The sequence below is a fragment of the Bacillus norwichensis genome, assembly GCF_014836955.1.
Classification (GTDB): domain Bacteria; phylum Bacillota; class Bacilli; order Bacillales; family Bacillaceae_C; genus Siminovitchia; species Siminovitchia norwichensis.
Genome location: NZ_JACSPV010000063.1, coordinates 14,713 through 17,417, shown reverse-complemented (window position 1 = coordinate 17,417; position 2,705 = coordinate 14,713). Strand labels below are relative to the sequence as shown.

2 protein-coding genes and 1 other annotated feature (1 of these 3 running past the window's edge) are annotated in these 2,705 nt (G+C 35.5%); of the genes, one reads left to right on the top strand and one right to left on the bottom strand.

The window, feature by feature from the left end; translation table 11 throughout:
• Positions 1 to 105: 105 nt before the first annotated feature.
• Positions 106 to 408 (top strand): nucleotide pyrophosphohydrolase, encoded by a 303-nt coding sequence (locus H9631_RS20925; protein ID WP_191816193.1) that lies wholly within the window; start codon positions 106 to 108, stop codon positions 406 to 408.
• Between the two features lie 241 nt (positions 409 to 649).
• On the opposite strand, the gene thrS is transcribed toward H9631_RS20925, so the two are convergent.
• Positions 650 to 2,566, bottom strand: a complete 1,917-nt coding sequence (thrS, locus tag H9631_RS20920; RefSeq protein ID WP_191816191.1) for a threonine--tRNA ligase — start codon at positions 2,564 to 2,566, stop codon at positions 650 to 652.
• A gap of 55 nt (positions 2,567 to 2,621) precedes the next feature.
• Positions 2,622 to 2,705 (bottom strand) — a binding site (T-box leader) (it continues 242 nt past the right edge of the window).

Genomic DNA, 2,705 nt, shown 5'->3' with positions numbered 1-2,705 from the left:
AAGGCTTTGCTTTTTTTAGCGTTTTTCAGGAAGGTATACTTACAGAATATTAAAACATCGTTTATGCAACGCTAGTGTAATAAAATCAAAATAGGTGGGCTAAAAATGAAAGATCTAATGCAGAAAATAATTGAGTTTAGAGATGAACGGGGATGGGCCCCTTATCATAATGAAAAAGATTTAGCTATTTCTATTTCTCTAGAAGCAAATGAACTTTTAGAGAATTTTCAATGGAGGGACAGTGAAAGAGCAGTTGCTGAGTCTGAACAGAACATTAAAGAAGAGATGGCAGATGTATTTATATACCTTCTGCAGTTAGCAGAAAAAATGAATATAGATTTGAAAGAAGAAGCATTTAAGAAAATGAAGAAGAACGCTCTAAAATATCCAGTCGAAAAAAGCGAATGATAGGCCAGCCTTTTATAGAAATTCAATCCATCCTGAGGGAAGGTTTTCATTTTTTGTATTTTCCGATAAATAGTAAGAGTTATTAATGGGACAATATAAAATCAAGAAAAAGCGTTTTTTTGCTTTTCTGTTATTTCCACCAATATCGAAAATATTACAGGTGAATAATCTTGATATAGACTTGAATGGGGTTAGTCGAATAAAGCAAGTCTTTATTTGACTAACCCATTTTTATTACAAATCAAGAGATTTTTTTTTCGATGGATTCCTTTAGCTTAGAAATAAACTCTTCTAGCTCAACCTCAATTGAATCACGTTTTCCATAATGTCTTACATTAACTGACTGATTTTCGAGTTCTTTATCACCTATTACAAGAATGTGTGGTATTTTCTTTATTTGCGCCTCCCTGATTTTATAGCCAAGCTTCTCATCACGTAAGTCAAGTTCAACGCGTATTTCTTCTTGCTTTAAGCGGTGCACAATCTCTTCCACATATGCTTGATGAATGTTATTTGATACTGCTATTACTTTTACTTGAACGGGTGCTAACCAAATAGGGAATGCGCCGCCGAAATGTTCAATCAAAATACCGAGAAAACGATCAAGGGATCCAAAGACAGCACGGTGGATAACAACTGGTCGAACTTTTTTATTTTGTTCATCTATATAAGTTAAGTCAAACTTCTCTGGCATTTGAAAGTCTAGCTGAACTGTAGCACATTGATGACTCCTTTTCAGGGCATCTTTAATATGGACATCAATTTTTGGTCCATAAAAAGCGCCGTCGCCTGGGTTAATTTTATATTCGTAACTAAGCTTATTTAAAACATTTTTCAGGGCATCTTCCGCTTTCTCCCATAAACCATCATCACCCATGTAATTCTCTGGCCTTGTAGATAATTCAATTTCGTAATTAAAACCAAATGTACGATAAACGTAATCAATAACGTTTAATGCTAAAGCAATTTCAGCTTCAATTTGATCCGGTGTAACAAAAATATGAGCATCGTCCTGACAAAATGTACGAACCCGTAACATTCCGTTTAATGCACCGCTGAATTCATGACGGTGAACTTGCCCGAACTCAGCCATCCGAACCGGAAGATCACGATAGGAATGCAGCTTGTTTTTAAAAATAAGCATGTGGCCTGGGCAGTTCATAGGCTTTAATGCAAAACTTTGATCATCTACATTGGAAAAGTACATATTTTCTTTATAGTGCTCCCAATGGCCGGATTTTTCCCATAGCTGTTGATTCATCATAGTAGGTGTCCGAACTTCTTTATAATCATATGAAGTTTGCAGCTTCCTCAAAAATGTTTCCAATTCATTACGAATAATTTGCCCGTTTGGTAAATAGAATGGCATTCCGGGTGCTTCTTCAGAAAACATAAATAGTTCTAATTCACTTCCCAATTTACGATGATTTCTTTTTTGTGCCTCCTCCATATTATGAAAATAATCTTCTAAATCCTCTTTAGTTGCAAAAGCAACACCATAAATTCGTTGGAGTACTTTGCTATTGCTATCTCCACGCCAATAAGCTCCTGATACATGAGTTAATTTAAATGCTTTAATTAAGTGAGTGGCTGGTAAATGAGGGCCGCGGCATAAATCGATAAATTCTCCTTGGCGATATACTGTAATAGCCTCTTCTAATGGAATATCCTCCAATAACTCTAGCTTCAAGGGATCATGTGCAAAGATTTCTTTCGCTTTTTCACGTGATATTTCTTCACGCATAATGCAAAGATTTTCAGAGATAATGTTATTCATCTCTTTTTCAATCATTGCTAAATCATGAACGGTCATGTTCACTTCCAAATCTATATCATAGTAGAAGCCATTTTCTATAACTGGACCTATTCCTAAATGAACATTTCCATATAAGCGCTTGACTGCCTGAGCTAATATATGAGCAGCTGTATGCCTCATTATTTCAACGCCTCTTGGTGAGTTAAGAGAGAATAACTCAATGTATGCATCATCATTGATACCGCGTGTATAGTCATATAATGCGTCATTTACCATCCCACCTACTGATTTCTTCCTTAAGCTTGGACTGATTGACTGTGCAATATCCTCCAATGAAATTCCTTTGTCATATCTCTTTTCATTACCATCAGGAAATTTTATAATTATTTCATTTTGTTCCATTATCGAACCGCTCCTTTTTGAAATGTAAAAAATAAAAAAACACACCCATCCCTATAAAAGGGACGAGTGTGTATAGTCTCGTGGTTCCACCCAAATTCCCATTACTTAACAGAAGTAATGGCTTCATTGTGCTGTATCG